The organism is Marinobacter sp. G5_S1_61_S3 (assembly GCF_054968585.1).
Map to the genome: position 1 here is coordinate 164,983 of NZ_JBQKUK010000003.1, position 23,292 is coordinate 188,274.

General features: G+C 56.9%; 21 protein-coding genes. 5 read left to right on the forward strand and 16 right to left on the reverse strand.

Features of this window, described 5'->3' with window-relative positions; all coding sequences use genetic code 11:
• Window positions 1–102: 102 nt before the first annotated feature.
• From ACTRWH_RS03675 to ACTRWH_RS03690, 4 genes are all read right to left on the reverse strand, one after another.
• Window positions 103–969 carry an MBL fold metallo-hydrolase gene (locus ACTRWH_RS03675; RefSeq protein ID WP_462825908.1) on the reverse strand — a complete coding sequence of 289 codons (867 nt, stop codon included), beginning with the start codon at window positions 967–969 and terminating at the stop codon, window positions 103–105.
• A gap of 316 nt (window positions 970–1,285) precedes the next feature.
• Window positions 1,286–3,472: an OsmC domain/YcaO domain-containing protein gene (locus ACTRWH_RS03680; RefSeq protein WP_462825909.1), complete on the reverse strand. Its 2,187-nt coding sequence runs from the start codon at window positions 3,470–3,472 to the stop codon at window positions 1,286–1,288.
• Between the two features lie 129 nt (window positions 3,473–3,601).
• The gene (locus ACTRWH_RS03685) at window positions 3,602–4,474 is read right to left on the reverse strand and encodes a DMT family transporter (protein ID WP_075194878.1); all 873 of its coding nucleotides are present in this window, start codon (window positions 4,472–4,474) and stop codon (window positions 3,602–3,604) included.
• 4 nt (window positions 4,475–4,478) lie between these two features.
• A complete protein-coding gene (locus ACTRWH_RS03690) occupies window positions 4,479–5,945 on the reverse strand; it encodes a DUF3336 domain-containing protein (RefSeq protein WP_462825910.1) in 1,467 nt (488 codons plus the stop codon).
• Window positions 5,946–5,985: 40 nt separating this feature from the next.
• Here ACTRWH_RS03690 and ACTRWH_RS03695 point away from each other — a divergent pair, with 40 nt between their 5' ends.
• Window positions 5,986–6,777: an enoyl-CoA hydratase gene (locus ACTRWH_RS03695; protein WP_462825911.1), complete on the forward strand. Its 792-nt coding sequence runs from the start codon at window positions 5,986–5,988 to the stop codon at window positions 6,775–6,777.
• Between the two features lie 5 nt (window positions 6,778–6,782).
• On the opposite strand, the gene ACTRWH_RS03700 is transcribed toward ACTRWH_RS03695, so the two are convergent.
• Genes ACTRWH_RS03700 through ACTRWH_RS03710 form a run of 3 tightly spaced genes read right to left on the reverse strand, consistent with a single transcriptional unit; the run spans window position 6,783 to window position 8,965 of the window.
• Window positions 6,783–7,259 carry a DUF192 domain-containing protein gene (locus tag ACTRWH_RS03700; protein ID WP_462825912.1) on the reverse strand — a complete coding sequence of 159 codons (477 nt, stop codon included), beginning with the start codon at window positions 7,257–7,259 and terminating at the stop codon, window positions 6,783–6,785.
• Window positions 7,256–8,017, reverse strand: coding sequence for an ABC transporter permease (locus tag ACTRWH_RS03705; protein ID WP_036207335.1), 762 nt, complete (start codon window positions 8,015–8,017; stop codon window positions 7,256–7,258). The genes ACTRWH_RS03700 and ACTRWH_RS03705 overlap by 4 nt, the downstream gene beginning before the upstream one ends.
• Before the next feature lie 27 nt (window positions 8,018–8,044).
• A complete protein-coding gene (locus ACTRWH_RS03710) occupies window positions 8,045–8,965 on the reverse strand; it encodes an ABC transporter ATP-binding protein (protein ID WP_041333389.1) in 921 nt (306 codons plus the stop codon).
• Window positions 8,966–9,087: 122 nt separating this feature from the next.
• Here ACTRWH_RS03710 and ACTRWH_RS03715 point away from each other — a divergent pair, with 122 nt between their 5' ends.
• Window positions 9,088–9,570 carry a hypothetical protein gene (locus tag ACTRWH_RS03715; RefSeq protein WP_051946968.1) on the forward strand — a complete coding sequence of 161 codons (483 nt, stop codon included), beginning with the start codon at window positions 9,088–9,090 and terminating at the stop codon, window positions 9,568–9,570.
• Between the two features lie 70 nt (window positions 9,571–9,640).
• Window positions 9,641–9,958, forward strand: coding sequence for a hypothetical protein (locus ACTRWH_RS03720; RefSeq protein ID WP_036207325.1), 318 nt, complete (start codon window positions 9,641–9,643; stop codon window positions 9,956–9,958).
• A 19-nt stretch (window positions 9,959–9,977) separates the two neighbouring features.
• Here ACTRWH_RS03720 and ACTRWH_RS03725 read toward each other — a convergent pair whose 3' ends face one another.
• The 4 genes from ACTRWH_RS03725 to ACTRWH_RS03740 all read right to left on the reverse strand — a co-directional run bounded on the left by ACTRWH_RS03725 (window position 9,978) and on the right by ACTRWH_RS03740 (window position 13,758).
• Window positions 9,978–10,583 carry a hypothetical protein gene (locus ACTRWH_RS03725; protein ID WP_075194874.1) on the reverse strand — a complete coding sequence of 202 codons (606 nt, stop codon included), beginning with the start codon at window positions 10,581–10,583 and terminating at the stop codon, window positions 9,978–9,980.
• Window positions 10,584–10,746: 163 nt separating this feature from the next.
• Window positions 10,747–12,213 (reverse strand): PhnE/PtxC family ABC transporter permease, encoded by a 1,467-nt coding sequence (locus ACTRWH_RS03730; protein WP_462825913.1) that lies wholly within the window; start codon window positions 12,211–12,213, stop codon window positions 10,747–10,749.
• Between the two features lie 25 nt (window positions 12,214–12,238).
• Window positions 12,239–12,889 carry a phosphonate ABC transporter ATP-binding protein gene (locus ACTRWH_RS03735; RefSeq protein WP_036207303.1) on the reverse strand — a complete coding sequence of 217 codons (651 nt, stop codon included), beginning with the start codon at window positions 12,887–12,889 and terminating at the stop codon, window positions 12,239–12,241.
• Complete coding sequence (locus ACTRWH_RS03740; RefSeq protein ID WP_228209678.1) at window positions 12,889–13,758, reverse strand: putative selenate ABC transporter substrate-binding protein; 870 nt, start codon at window positions 13,756–13,758, stop codon at window positions 12,889–12,891. The genes ACTRWH_RS03735 and ACTRWH_RS03740 overlap by 1 nt, the downstream gene beginning before the upstream one ends.
• A 176-nt stretch (window positions 13,759–13,934) precedes the next feature.
• Here ACTRWH_RS03740 and senB point away from each other — a divergent pair, with 176 nt between their 5' ends.
• Window positions 13,935–14,912 (forward strand): selenoneine biosynthesis selenosugar synthase SenB, encoded by a 978-nt coding sequence (gene senB / locus ACTRWH_RS03745; protein WP_228209677.1) that lies wholly within the window; start codon window positions 13,935–13,937, stop codon window positions 14,910–14,912.
• Here senB and selD read toward each other — a convergent pair.
• The 4 genes from selD to ACTRWH_RS03765 form a co-directional block, all read right to left on the reverse strand.
• Entirely contained in the window at window positions 14,902–17,178 is a 2,277-nt protein-coding gene (selD, locus tag ACTRWH_RS03750; RefSeq protein ID WP_462825914.1) for a selenide, water dikinase SelD, read from the reverse strand. The genes senB and selD overlap by 11 nt on opposite strands.
• Entirely contained in the window at window positions 17,178–17,948 is a 771-nt protein-coding gene (locus tag ACTRWH_RS03755; protein ID WP_449288256.1) for a helix-hairpin-helix domain-containing protein, read from the reverse strand. Before ACTRWH_RS03755 ends, selD begins: the two co-directional genes overlap by 1 nt.
• A 47-nt stretch (window positions 17,949–17,995) precedes the next feature.
• Window positions 17,996–18,394, reverse strand: coding sequence for a hypothetical protein (locus ACTRWH_RS03760; RefSeq protein ID WP_007152149.1), 399 nt, complete (start codon window positions 18,392–18,394; stop codon window positions 17,996–17,998).
• A 145-nt stretch (window positions 18,395–18,539) separates the two neighbouring features.
• Window positions 18,540–20,087 carry a bifunctional GNAT family N-acetyltransferase/carbon-nitrogen hydrolase family protein gene (locus ACTRWH_RS03765; RefSeq protein ID WP_036207289.1) on the reverse strand — a complete coding sequence of 516 codons (1,548 nt, stop codon included), beginning with the start codon at window positions 20,085–20,087 and terminating at the stop codon, window positions 18,540–18,542.
• Window positions 20,088–20,338: 251 nt separating this feature from the next.
• On the opposite strand from ACTRWH_RS03765, the gene ACTRWH_RS03770 reads away from it, so the two are divergent.
• Window positions 20,339–22,225, forward strand: coding sequence for a methyl-accepting chemotaxis protein (locus tag ACTRWH_RS03770; RefSeq protein WP_462825915.1), 1,887 nt, complete (start codon window positions 20,339–20,341; stop codon window positions 22,223–22,225).
• Here ACTRWH_RS03770 and ACTRWH_RS03775 read toward each other — a convergent pair.
• Window positions 22,208–23,158, reverse strand: coding sequence for a hypothetical protein (locus tag ACTRWH_RS03775; protein ID WP_228209674.1), 951 nt, complete (start codon window positions 23,156–23,158; stop codon window positions 22,208–22,210). The genes ACTRWH_RS03770 and ACTRWH_RS03775 overlap by 18 nt on opposite strands.
• Between the last annotated feature and the right edge of the window lie 134 nt (window positions 23,159–23,292).

A 23,292-nucleotide genomic window follows, 5' to 3' on the forward strand; every position in this document is an offset into this window, starting at 1 on the left:
GTAGCCAATGCGTTATGGGGAACAACGTTTAAGCAGCTTCATTACGTGGGCAGTTAGAACACTTGGGTACTCTGATGTTCATAAAATCTCCTGACGAGTGGTTCAGAAGCGATTAATGGGTATCTTTAGATAGGCTTGATCTTCATTCTCGGTGAAGAGCATCTGGCCAGCATTCATGTTCACCTGGATTGACGGAAGGAGCAGACGCGGCATTGCGAGTGTGGCGTCACGTTCGGTGCGCATCTTTACAAACTCATCCTCACTTATCCCTTTATGGACGTGGATGTTGTTAGCGGCCTGTTCTGCAACTGTGGTTTCGTGCTGATAGTATTCGCGGTCTGGTGCCTTGTAGTCGTGACACAGAAACAGGCGTGTCTTCGGCGGCAGAGCCAAGACTCTCTGAATCGAGCGATAAAGGGCACGTGCATTACCTCCCGGGAAGTCACACCGTGCGGTACCGTAATCCGGCATGAACAACGTATCGCCAACGAAGGCGGCATCGCCGATTACATAGGTTAGACATGCCGGGGTGTGTCCGGGGGTATGCAGTACCCTTGCTTCAAGGCTGCCGATAGCAAAGGTATCGCCATCCTCGAACAACTGGTCGAACTGACTGCCGTCGCGAGCAAATTCAGTACCGGCGTTGAATACCTTCCCGAAAATGTGCTGCACCTTTTTGATGTTCGTGCCAATGCCGATGCGGCCCCCGAATTTTTCGTTGAGGTATGGTGCGGCGGACAAGTGATCGGCGTGAACGTGGGTTTCCAGAATCCACTCTACTGTTAGTTCTTCGTGCTGGACGAAATCTGCGATAGCGTTGGCCGAGTGCACACTTGTATGTCCTGCGGCATAGTCGAAGTCCTTGACTGAATCGATGATGGCGCAGGCTGTGCTTTCCGGATCCCTCACAACGTAACTGAACGTTTTGCTCGCCTCCTCAAAAAAGGCAGTAACCATCGGTCGACGCATCGGAATGCCTCCTGATTTTCTGGTGAGAAGTCATGCCGATATCGTAACTCACAAAAAGTTATAACAATATATCAATAATGAATTAGCGGGTGTCGGTCAATGATTTGTAAGAACAATAAAGCCAGCTTCATCTTGGTTGTCTTCAGCGATGACAGGTCACTTCAAGTAATTTCACGAATGCAGGGGCGGTTTGTGGGGAGAGTTCACGGCGACCTGTAGCTGATCCACTGAGGCTGCAGGATTACTTTTCTGGGGTGAGCCATTGCCCGAAGGCTTCCATGCCTTCGGGGGTTCAAGCCTGTGAATATTATTCGGCTTATCTCAAACCGGCCTTCACGGCGCGGGTAACATGTAACTTCTTATAGCTATCAACCAACCGCTGATGCTTCTCCAGACCTTCCAGCTTCATGCTTGTGGGTGTCAGGCCATGGAAGCGTACTTCGCCGCTGACTGAGCCAACCACGGCGGCCATGGTGTCTTCGCCGAACATGCGCTGCAGATTGGGCAGGTAGTCGGGCAGTTCAAGTTCGTCACTCAGGGTTATTTCCAGAACGGTGTTAACGGCACGGTAGAACAGGTTGCGCTCTACGGTGTTGTCGTTGAACTGCAGGAACATGTCGACAAATTCCTGGGCTTCTTCGTGCCATTGCAGGGCCAGGCAGATCAGCAGTTTCAGTTCCAGAATGGTGAGTTGGCCCCAAACTGTGTTCTCGTCGAACTCGATGCCAATCAGGCTGATGATGGTCATGTAGTTGTCGAGCTGGCTGGCTTCCAGGCGCTCGGCCAGGTCGGCCAGCTGATCATCGCTGAGGGCGTGGAGGTTGAGGATATCTTCGCGGTAGTCCAGCGCCATGTTGGTGTTGTCCCACACCAGATCTTCTACCGGGTAGACCTCAGAATAGCCGGGTACCAGGATGCGGCATACCGGCGCGCCCAGGTCTTCATGGGTCGCCACGTACACTTCTTTACCAAGGTCTTGCAGAATGCCGAACAGGGTGCTGGCCTCTTCTTCGTTGGTACCGGAGAAGTTCCACTCGCAGAACTCCACATCGGATTTGGCGCTGAAGAACCGCCAGGACACCACGCCTGTGGAATCGATAAAGTGCTCGACAAAGTTGTTAGGCTCCGTCACTGCCTGGGTGCTAAAGGTGGGCGCCGGTACGTCGTTGAGGTTTTCAAAGCTACGGCCCTGCAGCAGTTCGGTCAGGCTGCGTTCCAGCGCCACCTCGAAACTCGGATGCGCGCCGAAAGAGGCGAACACGCCGCCGTTTCGCGGGTTCATCAGCGTCACGCACATAACCGGGAATTGGCCGCCCAGGGAGGCATCTTTCACCAGAATCGGGAAGCCCTGTGCTTCCAGAGCATTGATGCCCTCAACAATGTGCGGGTACTTATCCAGCACACTTTGTGGCACGTCCGGCAGCGCCATTTCCTCTTCAATGATCTGCTTCTTGACGGCGCGCTCGAAGATTTCAGACAGGCACTGTACCTGGGCTTCTGGCAGGGTGTTGCCCGCGCTCATGCCGTTGCTGAGGAACAGGTTCTCGATCAGGTTGGAGGGGAAATACACCGTTTCGCCGTCGGACTGGCGTACGAACGGTAACGACACGATGCCCCGGTCGGTCTTGCCAGAATTGGTGTCGATCAGGTTGGACCCGCAGAGTTCGCCTTCCGGGTTGTAGATGGCCAGACAGTGGTCATCTAGGATGCCGTCAGGCAGCTCGTCGTCCGGCCCTGGCTTGAACCATTTTTCGTTGGGGTAGTGGACGAAATCGCTGTTGGCGATGTCTTCGCCGAAGAACTGGTCGTTGTAGAAGAAATTGCAGCTCAGGCGTTCGATGAATTCACCCAATGCCGAGCATAGAGCGCTTTCCTTGGTAGCACCCTTGCCGTTGGTGAAGCACATCGGGGAGGCGGCATCGCGAATGTGCAGCGACCACACGTGGGGCACGATGTTGCGCCAGGAGGCGATTTCGATCTTCATGCCCAAGTCCGCCAGTATGCCGCTCATGTTGGCGATGGTCTGTTCCAGCGGGAGGTCCTTGCCCTCGATGTAGGTGCTGGTGTCACCTTCCGGGGCCATCAGCAGGGCCTGGGCGTCTTCGTCGAGGTTTTCGACGGTTTCAATCTGGAACTCGGGGCCGGTCTGTACCACTTTTTTCACGGTGCAGCGGTCAATCGAGCGCAGGATGCCCTGGCGGTCCTTGTCGGAAATGTTTTCCGGCAGTTCCACCTCAATTCTGAAAATCTGGTTGTAGCGGTTTTCCGGGTCGACAATGTTGTTCTGCGACAGGCGGATGTTTTCCGTGGGAATGTCCCGCGCCTTGCAGTAAACCCGCACAAAGTACGCCGCACAGAGCGCCGATGACGCCAGGAAATAATCGAACGGGCTGGGGGCCGAGCCGTCGCCTTTGTAGCGAATGGGCTGGTCCGTGACCACGGTGAAATCGTCAAACTTGGCTTCAAGCCTGAGGTTTTCGAGAAAATTAACTTTGATTTCCATGAACAGCGTACCGGGTTTGCAGAATTGAGCGGGCTTTCAAAAGCCGGAAGGCCATTATCCAGTTTTTGCCGCCCGGCGTCTTGGGTGGCTTACAAATCGGCGGGGAATGTCCGTACATCAACGGATGCGTCAGGCCGAACGGGTTTGCCGATACCGTTGTACCTCGATCCAGCCGTGGATCATCAATGCGGAGAAGACAATGGCGCCGCCGATCAGGCTCAGGGTGGTGGGAACCTCGCCGAGGAACAGCCACACCAGGAAAGAGCCCAGTATGGTTTCCAGTAACAGCATCAGGCTGACTTCTGCGGCCGGAATGTAACGCGGGCCAATCTGGATGAGCACGCAGGCCACCGGCAGGAAGAACAGGCAGAGCAGGCCGATGAATACGGCATCCCTGGGTGAGAGCATCACTGCGCCGCCCGCCAGGGCTGCGGCGCCGGCAACGAGCAGCGCGCCGAACATCAGTACAAGGCTCATATCGCTGTCCGGCTTTGAGCGTGCCACGTTGAGATTCAGCGCCAGAGCGGTCGCCGCAACGCCCGCCATGATCAGCCCTAACGGGTCACCACGGCCCCATTCGCCCAGGGCCATCAGGGTGGCGCCCGCCACGCAGACGAGGATGACCACCCAGGTTCGCCACGGCAGGGCTTCTTTCCAGACCAGCCAGGCGATGAGTGCGGCAATGACCGGTGAGGTGTTGAGGATGACCAGTACGTTGCCAGCGGCGGTGTTCTTCATGCCCATCACAAAACCCAGCTGGCTCAACCCGAAGGCGACTGCGCAGAACACCCCTTTCCAGCCGCATCGACGGATCTCCGTCCCCAGGCGGGTGCGATAGCGGACGGAACTGATCACCAGAAAGCTGAACGCCAGCAACAGCCCGCGCCAGAACAGAAACACCACCGGCTCCACGGAGGTGATTTTCACCAGCAGGGCGTCCGGAACGATGAACAGCACACCCAGTGCGGCAATGGTCAGGCCTTTGAGTCGGGTTGTCTGCAAGCCGCTACTCCGCTGCGTTGTCGTTGACGGCGCAGGCTTTCTCAAGCCGGGTGATGCAGTCGCTGAAGGTACGGCTGATGCGTGTCTGATCTCGAATCATGGCCATTCTCGGCCAGGTAGCCTGTTCTCCAAGCCGGATGAACATTTCCAGGTCTTCCTTGTTGGGGTTGGACAATATCTTGCGATACAGCAGCGGCTTGAACGGGAACTGTATGTTGATGTCCCCCAAATAGGTCTGCGTGGCCATGGCATGAGCCTGCTCCAGTAAAGGCCGCAGTACCGTTGATGACCAGTTGTTGCGGGTGAGCTGAAGCGTTGTCGCTACCTGGGCGTGCATCAGCGATGCGGCAGCCTGTTTGGCAGAGGCGCCCGGGCCGCGCTGGTGGTGATGGCTGATAAAGGGCAACACGTGGGGATTCGCCTGGCTGACAATGGTGCGATTAACGTTGTGCAGCCGCGCCATGCGCATCAGCGGCAGGTCGCCATGAACGCTGCCGTCGATCCAGCGCTCTGTGGGCATATAGGGCTTGCCCCCGTTGTCACCCCTATCCTTGTCCCTGGCCTGGAGCGTTACCGGCGGATAGATGCCAGGCACAGCACAGGATGCCAGGATGGCGGAATCCACCAGCACCTCCGGTGAAGCCAGATTGTTCAGCAGGCGGGGTTTCTGGCGAGTGCGGGTCGGCGATACGGAGATATTCAGGGTGCGGCCACTTCGTTCAGCCGCTTCCTGAAAGCTGGTACGGCCGATGTTGGTGCGAATGTGGTGGAGCAGCTGGAACTGGTCCATGGCATGACGCTTTCGCCAGATGCGTTTGGGTTCGAGCCAGCGAAAGGCATCCAGGTGGATCTCCCCGGGTTCGTTGAAAAAGCGTTCGAGCTCGCGATTGTTGCGGGTACAGATGGCGCCGGCGACAATCGCCCCCATGCTGGAGCCGGCAATCACGTCGGGAAGCAGGCCTTCCTGCCAAAGTGCGCGGGTGACACCAATATGATAGATCCCGAAGGCGGCGCCACCGCTCAACATAAGGGCCGGGCGGCCATACACTCGTTCAGCATCCCGGAACAGGCGCAGCTTTTGCTGGTCGGATACGCCCGGCATGGGGTTGTCGCAGAGGAAGTTCATGGAACGTTCCACTTCATCAAGGAACTCACTGACCAGAACTTTGGTGCCGCTCCAGGCGATGGCGTAGAGGTCAGGGTTGCCAATCTCACCCAGGTGGCGATAAAGGCTTTCCTGCAGTACCCGCGTCAGCGCTCGGGTATCGCCTTTGTCGCGGCAGCGTTTCATGGCCGTGATGTGGTCGCGAATCAGGGCTTCGTGGAGCAGTTCGCAGCCATCCTCTTCCCGCCAAGCCAGTGTTCCCTCCAGTTCATCCAGGTTTGTGGCGGTGGCGAGCCAGTGCTTGTAGCAGGAGGCTTCGGTGAGTTGCTTTTCCAGTTCCCGGCGTTGTTTCTTTGTATCTCTCATGGGATAAAGGATACATCAGGAAAACGAAGTAGGGGGGATGATGACTGAGCAAACCGAGGTGTTGGTAAAGAAATACTCCGAAAACGGAATCACCACACTGACGCTGAACCAGCCGGAGCGCCGAAACAGCCTGTCCATGGCCATGCTGGAAGCGCTTTCCGCCGAACTGGAATCTGTTGCGGATGACGTGGACACGCGGGTGGTGGTCATCGCGGCTGCAGGGCAGGTGTTCTGCGCCGGGCACGACCTGCGGGAAATCCGCGAGCAGCTCGACAGCCATGAGTTCCAGCTGAAACTGTTTAACCAGTGCAGCAAGGTGATGCAGCAGATTGTGAACCTGCCAAAACCGGTGATTGCCCGTGTGGCTGGCGTGGCGACCGCTGCCGGTTGCCAGCTGGTGGCCAGTTGCGATCTGGCGGTGGCAGCGGATACCGCGCGTTTTGCCACGCCGGGCGTGAACATTGGCCTGTTTTGCTCCACGCCCATGGTGGCGTTGTCCCGCAACGTATCCCGCAAGCAGGCCATGGAAATGCTGTTGACCGGTGAGATGGTCGGTGCGCTGAAGGCGGAACAGATTGGGCTGGTCAACCGTGTGGTGGATGAGCAGGTTCTTGACGAAACCGTCTACCGCCTGGCCGCGACCATTGCCGGCAAATCCGGCCATACCCTGAAGATTGGCAAGGAGGCGTTCTATCAACAACTGAAGATGGGGCTGGCCGAGGCCTACGACTTTACGTCGGAAGTGATGGCAAAGAACCTGCAGGCTGCAGATGCCCACGAAGGCATCTGTGCGTTTCTGGACAAGCGCAAACCGGAATGGAAAGACGAGTAGGGCGGCTAACGGCAGTCTGATGCATTCAGGGAGAGCCGATCTCCCACGCCAATCCCCTGGCTTTCGAAATAGCCCAGGTTCATTTCCAGGGCCCGATAAAACGGGACGCCGGCCTCATAGGTTGGACAGTCCCGGCCCTGGTCCGATGGGCAGGGCACCATAGGGCGAATGGCACCGATGGTGCCGTCACGGTCCAGATAGGCAATATCCAGTGGAATCAGCGTTCGGTACATCCAGAAGCCGTGGTCGGCACGGCGCTGGTTGTTATAGACGAACAGCATGCCGGCGTTTGGGGCCAGTTTCTCCCTGTCCATCAGCCCGCGGCTGCGTTCGGCCGGCGTGCGTGCCACTTCAACGGTAATGGGCACCGCCTGGCCGGCGGAGATCAGGCATGCCTTCTCCACCGGCAGGTCGTCATTGTCCGGGAGTGCTGCCAGGCAACCGGAGAACAGCAGCGCCAGGCAAACCAGCAGGGCTCTCACGAACGCAGCCGGTAGCCGGTCTTGAAGATCCACCACACCGCGACCATGCACGCCGTCAGGAACAGCAGTGTCATACCCACACTGATGCCCACATGCACGTCAGACACGCCGTAGAACGCCCAGCGGAAGCCGCTGATCAGGTACACCACAGGGTTGAAGAGGCTGATGGTCTGCCAGATCTCCGGCAGCATTTCGATGGAGTAGAACGTGCCCCCGAGAAACACCAGTGGTGTCACGATCATCAGCGGAACAATCTGCAGTTTTTCAAACCCGTCCGCCCAGATGCCGATGATGAAACCGAACAGGCTGAAGGTGATGGAGGTAAGCACCAGGAAGGCGAACATCCAGAAAGGGTGGAGCACGTCGTAGTCCACAAACAGTTTGGCGGTAAGCAATATGATGACGCCAAGTATGACTGACTTGGTGGCGGCGGCACCGACGTAGCCGAGGACGACCTCCAGATAGGAGACAGGTGCCGACAGGAGCTCGTAAATCGTGCCGGAGAACTTCGGCATGTAGATGCCAAACGAGGCATTGGAAATGCTCTGCATCAGCAGCGACAGCATCACCAGGCCGGGAATGATGTAGGCACCGTAGCTGATGTTGTCGATGTCGCCCATGCGGCTGCCAATGGCGGAGCCGAACACCACGAAGTACAGCGAGGTGGAGATTACCGGCGAGGCGACACTCTGCATCAGCGTGCGGCGCATGCGGGCCATTTCAAAGTTGTAGATTGCTCGGACACCGTAAAGGTTCATTGCGTTACTCCCGCATACCGGTTGGTTTTATTCATGCACCAGGCCAACAAAAATCTCTTCCAGGGAGCTTTCCCTGGTCTGAAGATCCCGGTATTCGATGCCCAGGTCGCCCAGGGTTCGCAGCAGGCGCGCTACGCCAGCCTGCTCCTGTTGTGAGTCGAAGGTGTAGATCAGCTCGTAGCCATCATCGGAAAGGTCCACCGGCTCCAGTGTGAGTTCACCGGGGATTTTCTCCAGCGGGTTCTGCAGGTGCAGGCGAAGCTCTTTCTTGCCCAGTTTGCTCATCAGCCGGGACTTGTCTTCAACCAGGATGATCTCACCTTGGCGGATAACGCCGATGCGGTCGGCCATCTCCTCGGCTTCTTCGATGTAGTGGGTGGTGAGGATGATGGTGACGCCATTTTCCCGCAGCTTGCGCACCATTTCCCACATGTCCCGGCGCAGCTCCACGTCTACACCGGCGGTGGGCTCATCAAGGAAGAGGATGCGGGGTTCGTGGGACAACGCCTTGGCGATCATCACGCGACGCTTCATGCCGCCAGACAGGGACATGATGCGATTATTGCGTTTGTCCCACAGCGACAGATCTTTCAGGACTTTCTCAATATGGTCCGGTGCAGGCGCCTTGCCGAACAGGCCCCGGCTGAAGGAGACAGCGTCCCAAACGGTCTCGAAGGCGTCGGTGTTGAGCTCCTGGGGAACCAGGCCGATGCTCTCCCGGGCTTTGCGATAATCCTTCACGATGTCGTAGCCGGCGGCGTTCACTTCGCCATCGGAGAGGTTCACAATGCCACAGATAATGCTGATCAGCGTGGTCTTGCCGGCGCCATTCGGGCCGAGCAGGGCGAAGATCTCTCCCCGTTCGATGTCGAGGTTGATGTCGTTGAGGGCCCTGAAACCATCCGCATAGACTTTGTTGAGGTGCTTGACGGAGATGTCCGGTTGCACTGGCTTGTCCTGTTGGTGGTGAATCAAAGCGCGGTATTTTCTCATGACCGGTGATGATTTAGAAAGCTTTGCCTTGTTAGCGATTATCCCCATAATGCCCGCTTAACCGTGGAGGAGTGGATGTGTTGAAAGCGCTTGTTGCTGTGCTTGCCATTGCTGGCGTCGTTGCGCTGGGCATTTTTGGCCCGCGTTGGTTGATGTCTGAAGATGTCGCCGAGGCCGATCAGGGCGCGGTTGAGTGCGATCTCCTCAATACTACGTGCCACTGGGCACAAAAGGGCAAGAGCTGGCATGCGCGGTTGCAAAAAAGCGGTGTTCAGGCCCAGGGCACGGAATACCATTTAACGGTAAAGACCAACGGGAATCAGCCCCGGATGCTGGCTGTGCTGCGGGGCGAGTCCATGTACCTGGGGGAGTATCCGGTTCCCATGACCAAGGCGGGGATGTCGCCCGATGGTGAGGGCCAGCTCTGGGAAGCGCGGTTTACCGCACCTTTCTGCACCACCGACCCTAGCATGACCTGGCGGATCGACCTTCAGGCCGGGATGGATCACGCCTTCGTGATGCCCGTAAAACTGACGTTTGTAGCCAAGGGCCGCGTCTGACGATGGGATGACAGTGTGTCAGGATGGTGTAAAATCAGCAGACCACCACACATCGCCCAGGGAAGAGTATATGGATTACGGTGATAGCGTACAGAAAGTTCTGCTAAGAAAGATCCAGAAAGCGGAACAGGATCTGCTTCAGCTCAAACTGGATTATTGCCGTTTCATCTTTGGGCTCAGCCATCGCACCAGGGTCATCAGCAATGGCATAAGCTACGTAGTACGTTCCGTGGATGTGGAGTCGATGGAGCGTCTGGACGACGGGTGCTTTTCCCGGCCAGAGGTGGCTGGCAGCCCGGCCGATAACCCGGATACCACAGACCCCGTGAACCTCGGCGTTGACTGGACGCTGGAAGAGTCTGCTACCCGCCCCAAAGCCCGCGGTTGAGCGGGTCCTCCTGTAAACGTCAAATAAAGGCGTTCGACGTAACCGTTGAGTAGAGGCTGTGTTCCTGCGGAACATAGCGATGCCCGCTCCAGTGCTCTGCACCGCTTACACCACCTCTGAAAAAGGCCAACAAGGTCGAACTGCCGGTCATCGTTGATAGCGCCTGGACGGCTTCGGGTTGCCGTATGCCGATTTTTCGGCTGGCCAGTTTGCTGACCAGATCAAGCAGCGCATCTGAATGCCGTTGCGGTTTTTCACACAGGGCGCAGGCAGCGCCATACAACCAGACGACGGCGTATTCCCGAACCGCATGGGGCGCGGTTTCCAGAACCAGCCCATGTTCCCGGCAATCCCGGTCCTGGAGACTCAGCAGGATATGCATCTGGGTGATCAATCCACAGGTGTCTGAGGGAGCTGAGCGGGTTGGTTGCGGAGCGGCAACGGAGCGTTTCTGTTGAGCCTCTGGTAGTGGAGGCTGGGCCGAATGTTGGTGTCCAGCCACCATTGTCACCACGGACGCCGGCACGAACGGATCGTTCCGGACCAGGGTAAGCATTCGAAAGACCAGTAAAAGCAGCAGCGCGATCAGCCCGACTTCGAACAGCATAATAAAGCTGCTAATCATAGGTGTTCCCTCTTGCTCAAACCCTGTTCAAATCCTGGATGAGCGGTGTTCTGGTGGAGATTGTTACATCCGTTATCTGAAGTGTAACCAAATGTATTCTGAGCACGAAGGGAAGCCGGGCCAAAAGCGGCAGGAATCCATGGAACTGTGACGCGGTAGGCAGCTAGCAGGTAGGCATGGTCTGCAGGGCGAGTTTCCTGCGGATAAAGCGGCCTAATATATCGACACCAATGTTCAGGGATGCAGTGATCAGGATCAGCACCATCGCGCGATCAAACTGGATGTTCTGGATGGCGCTGTCGACGTAGAAACCCAGGGTGTAGATGCCCAGTATGCCGAGGATCGCAGTCTCCCGCATGATGATTTCCCAGCGGTAGAACAGGAACGCCAGGAATGAACGATAGACCCTGGGCACCAGTTCGTAGGTATACCGATTAAGACCAATCGGCGCATCCGGGCGTAACCGGATGGTGCTGGATTGCCGGCCAATCAGATGGCCGATGATGCCCCCGTTATGCAATGCCAGCGCAACAACGGCGGGCAGCATGGACGGGCCCCATAGCTGCAAAAGGATATACGCCAGGATGTACTCCGGCGTGGAACGCATGATCACCAGGAAGACATGCCCCGAGGTACGGCGAACAGGCCCGCCGAAGTGAGTCGATATCAACGGGAAGGCCAGTAGTGCAATGATCCCGGTTGCAACCAGGGCCACCTGGGTGAGGATTACCGTGTTCCAGATGCCCGGCATGGCCTGATTGACAATCATGTCCCCCAGCCACGCGCCCATGCCGGCCCAGCCTTCTTCTCCGCGCAGTGGTGACGGCACGATGTCCTGGGTGAAAAACCGGCCGACGTTACTCCAGACAATCGGGAGACCTTCGCCAAGAAAAAACGGTGCGCCAAGGATATAAACGGGCAACAGCTTCGGCTTTACCCAGAGCGGCATGGTGGCTATCAGCACGTAGAAAAGGATCAGCATGGCGCCGGCGTCGGAATAGTGGCCTTGAGAAAAGGCCGATTCCAGATAGAAGCCGAGGGTTGGCAAGCCAACAAAGCCAAGGATGGCACTGGAGCGCAAGCCGCATTCCAGCCGGTACGCGGTGTAGGTTCGCAGCTGCACCCAGCAATCCGGTATTTTGGTGTACAGGAAGGCCGAAACAACGCCCGTACGGGGCGGTAACAGGCGACCGGGTTCCGGGTCGGCTTCTTCCAGGATCTCCGAATAGACCTTGGCGAAGATACCGGCGTAGGGGATAGCGATGGCTAGAACGCCTGTCAGCGGATGGAAGCCGAAAAATTGAAGGAAAATAAGCGCCCAGAACAGCTCATGTATCGCCCGCACAAACGCGCACAGAATCCGAACCGGCATCCAGCGATAAACAAGCGCCAGAAGAAAGCCGCTGATACTGCCGAGAGCGACGCCAACGAAGGCAAAGGCAACCGTCCGAAGCAGGGCGGTTGCCAGCCCTTCGGTACTGAAAAAATCCGGTGTTATCACGCCCAGGAAGAACCGGCCAAGATCTTTCCAGGGATTGGCTGCCGTGATAGCGATATCGGCAAACACCAGGCCTACCAGGGCGATGGCGATAAAGATCAGGCTGGTTTTGACGGTTGGCGAAGACAGCATAGGAGTGGAATCTGGGCCGGTTGAGTCAGTAGAGTGGCGCAATGTCGGCCGGTGTGAGCTTTTCGCTCGACTCGTCCAGCGCGATCTGCCCGTCCTGGATACCCACGATACGGGTGCAGTATTCCAGTGCGAGCTCGACATCATGGAGTGCGATAACGCTGGTCTTGAAGCGCTCTCTCAATAACGTCATAACCTGGTGGGCAAGCGGCCCATCCAGGGCAGAGACAGGCTCGTCCGCCAACAAAAGTCCTGACTGCCGGTAAAGGGCACGGGCGATGGCCACGCGCTGGCGCTGTCCGCCGGACAGCGATGCGGTGGGCATCCAGGCTTTCTCGGTCATCCCCAGTTCCGACAATAGGCTTTTGACGTCACGGCTGTCCCGGGTGAATGGCCGAACCAGGGTAACCATGTTGTACCAGTTGCCGTGGGCATCGAGGCGGCCCATGTACACGTTGTGGAATACCGGTAACGCGTTGACCAGTCCCAGGTCCTGGGGGACCAATGCTGCCAGGCGCTCCACCTGCTCATAGACAAGACGGATCAGAGTGGATTTTCCGGCGCCGCTGCGGCCCACCAGGCCAACGCGCTCTCCTTCCCTGACACTGAGGGAGAGCGGGCCAATCACCCGCTCTCCACCAAAAGACGCCGTCAGGCCGGATAGATCGAATCCCGACATTAATCGATGATTCCGATCTGCTTTCCAACTACCCGGATCGGCTCGTAAGCGTCATTGGAGACTGGGATGAAACCACTACGGGGAAAACTTTCAAGCAATTCAGGGTCGTCCATCGCAAGCAGGGCTTCCTGAAGCCGTTTCTGGAAACCTTCACCGAACTGTTCGTTGACGTCGCCGCGAACACTCCACTGATAGTTCGGGTACGACGGCGTTGTCCAGATGACCTTCACCGCGTCGGTATCAATGTTGCCGTTTTCCATTTCCTTGTCCCACACTGAGAAGTTGATCGCGCCAACATCGTAGGTGCCCGCCTCTACGAGACGAAGGGTGCGGGTGTGATTGCCACTGAAGCCTACACGGCTGAAGACGTCGTCGGGGCTGTCATCAAAGGATTCGCGAATATAGTACTCCGGAATCAGGCGACCGGAGGTTGACCCCTTGGAACCGAAGGTAAAGGTCTTCCCCCGGAGTTCGTCGGACAGGGTTTCCATCTCGTCAAGTCCGGTACTTTTGTGGGCAATGAAATGAGTGTAAAACGCTTTGTCTTCCACGCCCTGGGCAATCGCTTCAGAGCCGGGAACCAATTCGCGGGCCTGCACGCCGGAAAGCCCGCCGAACCAGGCTAGCTGGACCTGGTTGTTGCGGAAGGCTGAAACCGCGGCGGCGTAGGATTTGACAGGGATATAGCGAACATCTACGTCCAACTCTCCTGCCAGGTAATCGGCGATACCCGTGAAGCGTTCCACCAGTTTGGTTTCGTCTTCATCGGGAATGGCGGTGAAGACGAGTGTCTGGGCTGAAACGGTTGCTGAAGAGAGCAAGGTCAGTAAGCTGGCAACAGCGAATTTCCGTATCAATTTCAAAGCCATTTGAATTTCCTTGTGTCTGGAGCTGAATTTAGCGGGGTCACATGTCCGGACCGGAAGCCCGAAGCTATCCAGAATACCGTGATTTACTGCAACTCTGAACAGCTATACGATTCTATGAGCCAATCAGGTTAGGGGTATCCGGCAAAAAATGAAAATCTTGATGGAAACCGACACTCATGAAAATCATCCTGAATACCCCGGCGCTACCGGGCTCCAGGGCTGGTAATCGGGCCACGGCGGACCGATGGTGCCGGTTGCTTGAGCAGGCCGGACACCGGGTTTTCGTTGTGACCGAATACAACAACGAGCCCTGCGACCTGTACATTGCCCTGCACGCCTGGAGGAGCCATGAGGCCGTTCTTCGCTTCCGTGACCGTAACCCGGAAACGCCGATAATCGTTGTGCTTACGGGCACGGACATATACGACCACCAGTACCGCTACCCGGAGCAAACCCTCCATTCCATGGCCCTCGCGGATTGCCTTGTGGGGCTCCACCATCGTGTTGGCCGGGATATTCCCGAGCGTTTCGTGCCAAAGCTGGTGACGGTGTTGCAGTCCGCCGATCGGCCCGGGGGTAATGCTGGCGTCGATACCAGGCATTTCGATGTCTGTGTTATCGGACACCTGCGCGAGGAGAAGGACCCTCTGAGGGCCGCAATCGCGGCGAGGACATTGCCGCCAGGTTCGACCATCCGGGTGCTGAATGCAGGCAAGGCTCACAGCCATGACTGGGCTCGGCGAGCCATAGCCGAACAGGAGGCCAATCCGCGTTTTCAGTGGCTCGGCGAAATTGACAGACTGTCCACCCACCAGCTTATGAACCGTTGCCGTGCCATGGTTATCAGCTCGGTGATGGAAGGAGGCGCTAATGTCGTATCCGAAGCCTGTCGTGCAGGGCTGCCGGTTATCGCGTCGGACATCTCCGGCAATATTGGCCTACTGGGTGAAGATTACCCGGGGTACTTCCGTGTAGGCGACGAGGCTGATCTTGCGAAGGTGTTACTGTGGGCGGAACAATCCCCCGAATATCTCGGGGAACTGACCGATCGCGTCACCGAACTCGCCTCTTGCTTTGTTCCTGAAGCTGAGCAGGCGGCCCTGCTCACTGCGATTGAGAAGGCCAGGGCCAAAGGCGACCGTCTCAATCCCTGAGTGTGATGGGCTCGATGGGGCCGCTCTCATCCTGCGGCAACACCCGCCCTATAATGGCAGTGTGGGGATAGCCCATTGCTTTCAGCTCACTGATACAGGCATCCGCCTGGTCAGCGGGCACGCTGGCCAGCAGTCCGCCGGCGGTCTGCGGGTCGAAGATCAATGGGTAGCGAGGATGGTTGACCCACTTTTCCTGGTCTCGAATACCACGCCGGAGACGAATGTTGGCCGGCTGCAAGGAGCTGAGGATACCTGCTGCTGCAGTTTCCTCAGCGCCAGGCAAAATCGGTATTGCCGTGAGATCGAGCTCCGCATCAACGCCAGAGGGGCGCGTCATCTCAACCAGATGGCCAAGCAAACCAAAACCCGTTACGTCGGTGCAGGCTCGTGAACCATATCGGCGCAGGCACTGGGCCGCGTCTTTGTTGGACTGCATCATTGAGGCCAGGGCAGAATCAATCCAGCGGCCTTTCGCGGCAAGTTTGGCGTGGGCAGCGAAGAGCGTCCCGGTACCGATAGGCTTGGTCAGCAGCAGAACGTCTCCGGCCCGCAGGCCGCCCTTGCTCATGACGTCATCCGGATCAATCAACCCGTTGACGGCAAAGCCCAGTGCCAGCTCCCGGCCTTCGCCCGTATGGCCGCCCACCAACGCGCAGCCAGCTTCATTCAGCACTTCCACGGCGCCGGACATCATCTGGTAAACCACGTCTTCCACCTTGGACTCTATGCCGTAGGGCACGGTCGCTACGGCCGTGGCACTCTGAGCTTCGGCGCCCATGGCAAACACGTCGCCCAGGGCGTGATTGGCGGCAACCCGGCCGAACACATAGGGGTCGTCAATAAAGGCGCGAAAGAAATCGACGGTGTGAACCACCGCCTTTCCGGGTGGGACGGTCAGTACGGCGGCGTCGTCTGGGGCGTGTAGACCAATCAGGATGTCATCCCGCTCTATTGGTCGCAGCTCGCCGAGGGCCCGTGACAACACGGTACTGCCGACTTTGGCTCCGCAGCCACCGCAACGCATGGCCACCGCGGAGATGGCCTGGGACGCTTCCTCGGGGTTTTGTGCGGCGCCGGTGTCGGGCAGGGCGGCGTTCTCTTCCATGGCGGGAAGATCATTGAATTTCGCCATGAAGCGTCTATCAATGCTGTTTTTCCAGCGCCAGACCCAAGAACCGGCCAACGACAGGTCACCTCTGGAGGCCACTGCGAATTTGTCGCCGGTACTGATCAGCGCCAGCCATTTTTTCTGCGGCCGGAATGGCTTCGCGGGCTTTCCGAGGGCATGGCGGCGGAGGTTGTCCGCTAGTGGCTGGCCCTGACGAACGGCAAATACGCCGGCTTTTTCCCGGGGGTGATTTACAACGTTGGCAATGTCACCCGCCGCGAAGATATCGTTGTCGGTTTCTGTCTGCAGGGTGTCCGTCACCCGGATAAAGCCACCGTCGTCCAGGGCCAGGCCGGTATCCCGCAGCCACTCGGGGCCGCCGGCACGGGTGACCCAGAGCACTTCGTCAACCGACAGGGTGTCGCCGGACTCCGTGGTCAAACGATTGGCCTCGACCTCTGAGACTGCGGATCCCAGGTGAACCTTCACCCCACGGCTTGCGAGTGTGTCAGCGAATACCGCACGCACCCTGGCGTTGTGGGTAGGCAGGATCTGCTGGTCTGCATCAAACAGATGAAAGTGCAACTGGTCCGGGTCGTGGCCGCGCTTTTCGAGCTCATTTCGTAGCCGGAACTGCATGGCCAGTGTGAGTTCAACGCCACCTGCACCTGCGCCGACCACAGCAACGGTCATCGGGCCGTCATGGTTTTCCAGCCGCGACAACAATGACAGCCAGCGATTGTTGAATCCGTTGATAGGCTTGACGGGCACTGCATGTTCAGTTGCGCCGCTGACGTCACCGACCTTGGGAGCGGACCCGATATTCACCGACAGAATGTCGTAAGGCACGTCCGGCCGGGAGCGGCAGACCACACGTTTTCGATGGCGGTCGATGCCAACCACTTCATCGCGGTAGAAGCGCGCGCCCGCGAACTCGGCCAGTTTGCTGAGGTCTATATGGACGTCGTCGTAGGAATAATGCCCAGCCACGTACCCGGGAAGCATTCCGGAGTAGGGTGTATGGGTATCCCTGCAGATGAGGGTAAGGCGGACACCAGGCACTGGGTTCATGGCAAAGCGCTTGAGAACGCCTACGTGGCTGTGTCCGCCGCCAATCAGGACAATGTCCCGTAAAACAGGCTGTTCGGATTGTTGCATTAAATAACTTTCTTGGCTTCGTCACTGAAGGTGTTAAAGCCTTTCACGCTTGAAAATGCCTGAAGCTTTTCCTTGTCCGCGTCAGACGGATTGGCGATCTGATCAACCGAGGTGATACCGGCTTCCTTCATTTTGCGGGCGGTGGCCGGCCCAATACCTTTAACCTGGGTAAGGTCGCTCTTGTCCTTCGGCTTTGGAGCGCGTGTTGCTGCAGCCGGCTTTGCCGCTGGCTTCCGCGCGGCCGTGGCGGCTTTCTTGGGAGCGGCTTTAGTGGCTGCGGCCGGACTTTTGGCGGCGGTGCTCGCCTTGGGTTTGGCGGCTTTCTTTGCAGTTGCCGCTTTTGGTGTGGCGGGCTTCTTGGCGGCCGGTTTTTTGGCCGCTGTCTTACTGGCGGTGGATTTTTTCGGAGCTGACTTGCCTTTGGTAGCAGGGCCGGCCTTCTTGGCGGCCTGGCCTGCGACCTTCTTCACCTCTTCGCTGGCTTCCTTGCTGGCAATACCAAGGCGGTCCAGGATATTGTTTTGCAAATCGTGGAATTCACCCAAGCGACGTTCAAATTCTTCGTTGAAACGTTTCATTTCACGATCACGAAGCTCATCCACTTCCTTCAACAGTTTGCGGACGGGTTCCTGAATCTGGTTCTGCAGGCTGTCGAACTGCTTGAGGGCGTCGTTGATCAGCTTTTCGATCTGTGATGACGTTTTATCGAACTCTTTGTTCACTTTCTTGACGACTTTATCAACGCTTTGCTTGTTGGCTTTCTTCGCCATGAGGACTTTCTCCTTGAAGTGCAAGTTGATGTGGGGCGTTGGTGAGTTCAGGCCAGTTGCCGAATGCTGGAGGCGGGCCCTGAGGAACGTCTGGATTTTAGCGTCTGCTTCTTGAGCACCACCTCACGAATGCGCTTGAGTTTTTCGCTCAGGGCAGACGAGGAGTTGTCATTGAGTTCTACGAAATCAACGGAATAGAAGAAATTGCTACAGTGTTTCCTGCGTTCCGTTACCAGGCCGGTAATTCCATCCGCCCTGATGTCGTCAAACGGCATTTCCATCACGAGATCCAGGATAACCGTATCACCGGGGTTAAATATCTTGTCCGTTTTCATCACACATCCGAAGTGATCGAGCTCGAACAGCGCGGCCTGCACACGCTCCCGGCGAAAGAGGCCACGCTTGATGTGAAAATGTGCGACAAGATCCGGTAGTGCTTCGTTCATCTAAAAGTGATCTCTTTTGCACCCCGAGGGGGTCCGGACGACACCCCTAGGGCGTGTTCCTGAAAGTATATGGTTAAACAATAGCCACACTCTGTTGGTTTGGCAACGTGTTCAGTGTCATACGATAGAGCTCTCAGGCGGTTCATCAACTGTTTTTATCATTTTGGCCCGTTTGTAGCGTGTTGAGCTCGTAAATATCCGTGCGCCGGTCTTTCAGGTTCGTCACCGAGCCTTCGTTGCGCACCAGCTTCAGCTTTTCCAGATCCATATCTGAAAACATGATCATTTCCGTATTCGGTGTGGTTTCCGCCATCACCGCATCGTGGGGGAACGCAAAGTCCGACGGTGAGAATACGGAAGACTGGGCGTACTGCACGTCCAGGTTCTCAACCTTGGGAAGGTTACCCACACTACCGGTGATCACGACATAGCACTCGTTTTCAATCGCCCGTGCCTGCGCACAGTGCCGCACCCGAAGGTATCCGTTCTTGGTGTCCGTCCAGAAGGGCACCATAATAATATCCACCTCTTCGATGGCCGCCAGGCGCCCCAGTTCCGGGAACTCGATGTCGTAACAGATCATGATGGCCACGCGGCCGGCGTCGGTGTCGAACACCTGGAACTTCTCACCGCCTTCGATGACCCAGTCACGGCGTTCGTGGGGCGTGATATGAATCTTGCGCTGTTCGTCGACGCGGCCGTCGCGGTGGCACAGATAGGACACGTTGTAGACCCGATCATTTTCGAGCAGGGGCATCGAGCCGGTAATGATGTTGATGTTGTAACTGACCGCCATTTCCGACATCTGATTGCGGAATTGCTCGGTAAAGCCTGCCAGAAAGCGAATGGCCCGTGTCTGGTCCACCTGGTCCGTCAGGCCCATCAGCGGTGCGTTGAAAAATTCTGGAAACAGGGCGAAATCGCTCTTGTAATCCGAGAGCGCATCCACGAAGTACTCCACCTGTTCCAGCACTTCCTCCACCGAGGTAAATTCACGCATCTGCCACTGAACGGCACCCAGGCGTACTTGAGTCTTCTTGACGTTAAGCACCGGCGACGGCGGTGTATAGAGGATGTTCCGCCATTCCAGCAGAGTGGCGTAGCCCAGGGATTTCTCGTCTTCCGGCAGGTACTTGTGCATCAGCCGGGTGACCTGGAAGTCGTTGGACAGCTGAAAGCTGAGGATCGGGTCGTAGATGTCCTTGCGATCCACACGCTGGATGTATTCTTCCGGAGAGTGCTGGTCTGAATACTTGTGATATCCGGGGATGCGGCCACCCGCCAGGATGGCGCGCAGGTTCATGGATCGGCAGAGTTCTTTGCGAGCTTCATAAAGCCGCCGGCCAAGGCGGTAGCCGCGATAATCCGGGTGGATAAACACATCGAGGCCGTAAAGCGAGTCGCCTTTGGCGTTGTGCCAGATCTTTTCATTGCGCAGGATCAGGTCGTCGTAGGTGTGCGGATTGCTGAATCGCTCATACTTGACGCACACCGTGAGGGCTACGGCCACCAGGTCACCGGACTCTTCGATACAGATCTGACCATCCGGAAACTGTTGCACCAGAGCTTCGATCGTGTCCTCTGGCCAGGCACCGCCAATATCATCGTAGACCCTGTCCATCAGTCGCTGGAGCTGTGGGTAATCATCACTGGTCAGGTTACGAAGGTTGAGGTGCAGTTCTTCGTGGGCCATATACGGCAGCTCCCGTTGGGTGTGGAAATGACGGCAAGAATTGTCGATTGCTTCGGTATTTTATCAGAGAGCGCTAAAGACTTCTTATCACCTAAAGCTAAAGACTTCTTATCACATAAAGTTAAAGACTTCTTATCACATAAAGTTAAAGACTTTGCAGCACACGCCGAAAACCAGTTTATGAATGATAGACAGCCGATAGGCTGTTTGACTGACCCCCCGAATAGACTGTCTCGAAAAGGACCCGGAAAATGAACCTGAGTTTCGGCCAGAAGTTGCTCGTCGCCTTTGGTATTTTGCTTTTACTTGTTATGGGGGCGTTTACGCTCAGCGGCAACCTCCGGTTACAGGACACTACGGATACTTATGTTGATGCACTGATTGAAGACACCGTGGCTCAGAGTACGTCCAGCATTGCGGATTGGCTCAACACCCGTCTTGCCATGACCGAAGCAACGGCAAAAGCGCTGGAGTCCGTGGAAACCGATGCCGAGGCGAGGGTTATCCTGGCCGCTGCGACAACCGGTGGCGGGTTCATTGACGTCTATGTTGGCCGTGATGATGGCTATATGCTGATGAAGGACGATGTCTCAGAAGCCACGCTGCCTGCGGATTTCGACCCACGCACGCGGCCCTGGTTCAAACAGGCGAAACAAAAGGGCTCAGCGTCGTTCACCGAACCCTACGTGGATGCGGGCACTGGAGGCACCATCATTTCCACGCTGGCACCGGTCAAACGTGGGGCCTACCAGGGTGTTGTCGGTGGTGATATTGCCCTGAAGACCATAGAACAGACGCTCTCCACGATTACGCTGGCCAACACTGGCTATGCGGCCCTGATCAGTGACGACGGCACCGTGTTGTTTCACCCGGACCAGAAACTGGTTGGCAAGAAGATCAGCAGTCTTTTGGGAGAATCCCCTCGGCTCAGCGGTGAAATTCACGAATATGACACCGGAGATGCCAGTTGGACTGCCGGTTTCCATCGCATCAAAGGTGCCCGTGGTGTTGAGTGGTATCTCGGCACTTTTATCAACGAAGACAAAATCAATGCGCCGGTCCACGCCGCTCGCGTAACCGGGCTGATCATCGCAGTAATTGGCTTGTTGGTGTCCCTGGTGATCCTGCGTTTTGGTATCCGCGTGCTGATGGCTCCCGTTCGCAAGCTTAATGCCGCCATGGCATCAATCGCCAGTGGCGAGGCGGACCTCACCAAGCGCCTGGACGATAGCGCCAACGACGAGTTCGGCAAGCTCGCGGCGGAGTTCAACAGCTTTGTTGAGAATATCCAGAATGTGGTCCGGGACGTCCAGCAAGGCACCGCCGAGCTTGGCGAAAACGTGTCCTCCCTGCGGGATACTGCCAGCACCAGCCGAGACAGCGTTGAAAAACAGCAGGCCGAGATTGATATGGTGGCCACGGCCATCAATGAGATGTCTGCCGCTGCCGGGGAAATTGCACAGAATGCCCAACAGACCGCGGATGCCTCCAACACCGCCGATGCAGACAGCCGTGCTTCCCTTGAAACCGTTGCCGCTTCCCGGGATGCAGTACAGAAATTGTCAAAAGAGATTAACGCCGCTGCGGAAGTCATCGATAAACTCGGCAAGGACGTTACCGACATTACCTCGGTTCTCGAGGTAATTCAGGGGATTGCTGAACAGACCAACCTGCTGGCACTGAACGCGGCGATCGAGGCCGCCAGGGCAGGGGACGCGGGCCGTGGCTTTGCGGTTGTTGCTGACGAAGTGCGCAATCTGGCTCGCCGCACCCAGGACAGCACGGAAGAGATCAACAACATGATTGAGCGCCTGCAAAGCGGTGCAAACCAGGCGGTTGACGTCATGAAGGCATCAACAGCGGTCTCGAATGTGAGCATGGAGAAAGCTCAGGATGCCATGGAGTCCCTCAACCGTATTGCTGATGCCATAACGTCGATCAGCCAGATGACCTCCCAGATCGCAACGGCTTCTGAAGAGCAAACCTCGGTGACAGAGGAGCTGAACTCCTCCATCACCCGGATTGCCGACCAGGGCCAGGAAGCCGCCAAGGCTGCCAGCGAGAACGACGTCTACAGCGGTCAGATTGAATCGGTCGGCCACGCGCTTAGTAAGAACGTGTCACGATTCAGGGTTTGAGTAAGACGTTTTCTGGGGCGCGGATAGTATCTGGATTCGCCGTCGGAGTTCGAGGAGGGTTCTGGTGCCGATGGCCCGGGACTCGTCCGTTAGATAGGGATTTTCCAGAACAAGGACGTTCCGGCTGTGCAGGTTTAGCTCGTCGATGGACTGGCCGTAGTATTGGTTGAGGTACGCGCCAAAGCTGCCATCGAAAATGGCCCTTTCCATGCCCAATTGAAGCCGATGTGCCGTTTCGTGGTCGTGCCGGTTGACGAAGAAGTAAGAGGGCATCGGATAGGCCAGCAGCAGGTCTGGCTCGATGGCGAAGTCTTTGTTGTTTTCAAGCTCCAGATCGAAAAGAACCTCGTTGACTCCCCGGGCGAAGCATTCAAAACGATGATTCTCCAGCATGCGGAAAAGAATTTCGTACCGCGAGTGAGTCACCACGCTGACTCCGTTGGCCTGCAGAATCGACGAATCCGGCCAGTGTGCGCCCTGGCCGATGCGGATACCGACTTCCTCAAGATTGCCAAGGCTTCGGATGCCTTTGAACCTGGGCAATGATTCTTTAAGCACCACGCACACCCGAAGCCCCAAAAGTCCGCCATCGATAGGTATGGGGATGGCCTGCAGGCTTTCTTCCCTCTGTTTTGATGTCGCGACATTCGCGAGATCGACCAATTTTGATTGCTGGCGCTCAAGTTCGCGGACAACCCGGCCTTGGGCCATCTCCGGGGTGCGAGTGATTCGATACGAACCGTATTCCGGTGTCTTGTCGAAGGCGAGGGCAACCAGGGCACGTATGGGTGGGCTGTCGTAATTGCGGTACCACAGGCGATATTCCCTTGCCTGTGTTTCTCCAGACAGATATTCCGAAGACACACCGGTTCCCGGGCAAACCAGAAACAATGCCAGGGCCGTCAGCCAGCCACGCGCACGCCTCACTTTCATTGAAGACTTACTCCCGCGTCCATTCGAGTTTCTTGTTATCGCCCGTTTTGATATCCAAGCAGTTTAGGTGAATTTTTCTTTCCGGAAAGGGATAACCGTAAAAAATCCCGAAAACAGTTGCGATACCTTTTAAA

Coding starts and splice junctions, on each gene's coding strand:
- ACTRWH_RS03735 (WP_036207303.1), bottom strand. CDS start 12,889: ATGTCGGGATTCGATCTATCCGGCCTGACGGCGTCTTTTGGTGGAGAG.
- senB (WP_228209677.1), top strand. CDS start 13,935: ATGAAAATCATCCTGAATACCCCGGCGCTACCGGGCTCCAGGGCTGGT.
- ACTRWH_RS03695 (WP_462825911.1), top strand. CDS start 5,986: ATGACTGAGCAAACCGAGGTGTTGGTAAAGAAATACTCCGAAAACGGA.
- ACTRWH_RS03725 (WP_075194874.1), bottom strand. CDS start 10,583: ATGATTAGCAGCTTTATTATGCTGTTCGAAGTCGGGCTGATCGCGCTG.
- ACTRWH_RS03765 (WP_036207289.1), bottom strand. CDS start 20,087: ATGGCCCACGAAGAACTGCACCTCAACCTTCGTAACCTGACCAGTGAT.
- ACTRWH_RS03730 (WP_462825913.1), bottom strand. CDS start 12,213: ATGCTGTCTTCGCCAACCGTCAAAACCAGCCTGATCTTTATCGCCATC.
- ACTRWH_RS03740 (WP_228209678.1), bottom strand. CDS start 13,758: ATGGCTTTGAAATTGATACGGAAATTCGCTGTTGCCAGCTTACTGACC.
- ACTRWH_RS03720 (WP_036207325.1), top strand. CDS start 9,641: ATGGATTACGGTGATAGCGTACAGAAAGTTCTGCTAAGAAAGATCCAG.
- ACTRWH_RS03680 (WP_462825909.1), bottom strand. CDS start 3,472: ATGGAAATCAAAGTTAATTTTCTCGAAAACCTCAGGCTTGAAGCCAAG.
- ACTRWH_RS03770 (WP_462825915.1), top strand. CDS start 20,339: ATGAACCTGAGTTTCGGCCAGAAGTTGCTCGTCGCCTTTGGTATTTTG.
- ACTRWH_RS03775 (WP_228209674.1), bottom strand. CDS start 23,158: ATGAAAGTGAGGCGTGCGCGTGGCTGGCTGACGGCCCTGGCATTGTTT.
- ACTRWH_RS03760 (WP_007152149.1), bottom strand. CDS start 18,394: ATGAACGAAGCACTACCGGATCTTGTCGCACATTTTCACATCAAGCGT.
- ACTRWH_RS03755 (WP_449288256.1), bottom strand. CDS start 17,948: ATGGCGAAGAAAGCCAACAAGCAAAGCGTTGATAAAGTCGTCAAGAAA.
- ACTRWH_RS03675 (WP_462825908.1), bottom strand. CDS start 969: ATGCGTCGACCGATGGTTACTGCCTTTTTTGAGGAGGCGAGCAAAACG.
- ACTRWH_RS03690 (WP_462825910.1), bottom strand. CDS start 5,945: ATGAGAGATACAAAGAAACAACGCCGGGAACTGGAAAAGCAACTCACC.
- ACTRWH_RS03705 (WP_036207335.1), bottom strand. CDS start 8,017: ATGAACCTTTACGGTGTCCGAGCAATCTACAACTTTGAAATGGCCCGC.
- selD (WP_462825914.1), bottom strand. CDS start 17,178: ATGCAACAATCCGAACAGCCTGTTTTACGGGACATTGTCCTGATTGGC.